This is a genomic window from Planktosalinus sp. (assembly GCF_059864935.1).
Genome location: NZ_JCBCCK010000059.1, coordinates 1 through 2,181, shown reverse-complemented (window position 1 = coordinate 2,181; position 2,181 = coordinate 1). Strand labels below are relative to the sequence as shown.

General features: G+C 42.2%; 4 protein-coding genes. All 4 read right to left on the bottom strand.

Annotated elements, in window-relative coordinates; genetic code table 11:
• Positions 1 to 174: 174 nt before the first annotated feature.
• A complete protein-coding gene (locus AC6F75_RS02565) occupies positions 175 to 1,032 on the bottom strand; it encodes a fructosamine kinase family protein (protein WP_500713382.1) in 858 nt (285 codons plus the stop codon).
• A gap of 42 nt (positions 1,033 to 1,074) precedes the next feature.
• The gene (locus AC6F75_RS02560; RefSeq protein WP_500713381.1) at positions 1,075 to 1,560 is read right to left on the bottom strand and encodes a dihydrofolate reductase; all 486 of its coding nucleotides are present in this window, start codon (positions 1,558 to 1,560) and stop codon (positions 1,075 to 1,077) included.
• 5 nt (positions 1,561 to 1,565) lie between these two features.
• The gene (locus AC6F75_RS02555) at positions 1,566 to 1,997 is read right to left on the bottom strand and encodes an energy transducer TonB (protein ID WP_500713380.1); all 432 of its coding nucleotides are present in this window, start codon (positions 1,995 to 1,997) and stop codon (positions 1,566 to 1,568) included.
• Between the two features lie 18 nt (positions 1,998 to 2,015).
• On the bottom strand, positions 2,016 to 2,181 hold a 166-nt coding region (locus AC6F75_RS02550), incomplete at its 5' end, for a thymidylate synthase (protein WP_500713383.1).

Sequence of the window (2,181 nt, the reverse complement as noted above, 5' to 3'; positions counted from 1 at the left end):
CGACTTCTGAGTGGTCGTAAAGGTCTTTGCCCATTCCGGTAAATTGGGCACCTTGTCCGGGGAAGATGTATGCGTTCATAGGTTTCTTGTTTCAGGTTTCTCAATCCCCGCGAAAGCTGGGATCTCGTGGTTTCAAGTTTTACTTATAAAGATAGTGCAAAATTAAAAAATAAATCAGGAATACTTCCTTATTATGGAGTTTACCTGATTGTAATATCCGCTTCCGAAGAGGTTGAGGTGAACGAGCAGGTAGTAGAGTTGCCAGACGTCTGTTCGGGTTTTCCAGCCTTTTTCTAGTGGAAAAGCTTCATTGTAAGCGTTAAACAGTTCATCAGAAAACCCGCCGAAGAGCTGCATCATGGCGAGGTCCATTTCGCGTGAAGCGAAACATACCGCGGGGTCAATCAGGCAGGGATTGCCCGAATTATCCACCAAATAGTTGCCGTTCCATAAGTCGCCGTGAAGGAGTGCAGGGGGTTCATCGGGGATTTCGTTTTGGATGTTTTTGAAAAATAGATCGATGTTTTTGAAGGAAAAACCGTTTTGGGCTGCGAGATGCAATTGGGGTTTTAATCTTTTCTTTATATAAAATTCAACGGAATGGGCCAAGTTGCCGTCATTTTTTTGGGGCAAACTACCAATGTAATTGTCGTGGTTTAGACCAAAATGTGTGGCAGTGTTTTGATGCAGTGCTGCGAGTTGGATTCCGAAGGTTTCATTAAAATTTATGTTTTTGGCACCCTGGGTGATGTATTCAAGCAGTAGATAGGAATGGTTTTCGGTTTCACCGAAATTAATGACATCAGGGATTTTAAAAGTTTTCGTGTTTTTAAGCAGTTGAAGTCCTTTGGCTTCGGCTTCAAACATTTTTGGGTAACGGGATGTAACGTTTACTTTGATGACAAATTTGCCTTTGTCGGTTTCCGCTAGAAAGACATCGTTAATGTCGCCGCCTTGCAACGGTTTATGGTTTAGGAATTTTAGGTTTTCCTGTTGGAGGATGTTTGATATAAAGTCACTTTTTTCTCGCAAAGCCCGCAAAGATTTATTCGCTAAGTAGCGCAAAGACTTGGTTTAGTTTTTACGAATATAAGTCAAATAAGTAAAAGCAAACTCGTGCCGCTCGTCTTTGGCGTGAAATTCTGAAGCGATGAGTTGCCAGTTGTTTTCATCGATGTCGGGAAAAAAAGCATCGGCTTCCACATGGGCGTGAACGCGGGTGAGTTCGATTTTATCGGCAAAGGCTAAGCCTTGTTTGTAGATTTCGCCACCACCGATGATGAAGGGTTGAGGGTCATTTCTTGCTAACTTTATGGCGTCGATAATAGAATGAACCACTATGGCACCTTCTTTTTTGTATTTTTTGTTTCGGGTAATGACAACATGGGTGCGGGTGGGCAAGGGTTTTGGGAAGGATTCAAAAGTCTTTCTGCCCATAATGATGTGGTGGCCTGATGTGAGTTGCTTAAAGCGTTTAAAATCATCCGGAAGGTGCCACACCAGGTCGTTGTCTTTTCCCAGGGCGTTGTTTTCAGCGGCGGCTGCAATAATTGTTACCATAAGAACTACTTCCCGGTCTTAAAATTAAACGGCACAGTGTATTCAATGGCACGTGGTTTTCCCGCCAGCATACCGGGTTTCATTTTTGGAATGGCCAGGATGTTGCGTTTGGCTTCTTCAACCAGTTCTTTGTTTTCACCTTCCACTTTAGTGATTTCTACTTCGCCTTGAGTGTTGATGATAAAGGTTACTACCACACGTTCCTGAATGTTGTTTTTCCATGCATTGGGCGGATAGCGGAAGTTTTTCTGAATGTGTTCGTTGAGTTTTTGCGTAAAACAGGCATCAGTTTTATTTGCGTCATTGCTTTCGCAGCCGGGCCATATTGGTGCGATTTCTTTCATCGTGACCTTATTTTTTTCAACATCGCCCCAGGTTTCCTGAGCCATTGCAGGCAACGAAATTAAAAGGATTAGTATAAATGATAAATTTTTCATGATTAATGGGGTTAAAATTTAAACAGCTACCGCTCCCTTGATGTGCGGATGCGGATTGTAATCTACTAAGGTAAAGTCTTCAAACGAAAAATCAAAGATATTTGTGATTTTAGGGTTGATGATCATTTTTGGAAGTGGCCTGATTTCTCTGGAAAGCTGAAGTTCCAGTTGTTCAAAATGGTTA

Bases quoted from the DNA above. Each gene is read 5' to 3' on its own strand.
- AC6F75_RS02560 (WP_500713381.1), bottom strand. From the start codon at position 1,560: ATGGTAACAATTATTGCAGCCGCCGCTGAAAACAACGCCCTGGGAAAA.
- AC6F75_RS02555 (WP_500713380.1), bottom strand. From the start codon at position 1,997: ATGAAAAATTTATCATTTATACTAATCCTTTTAATTTCGTTGCCTGCA.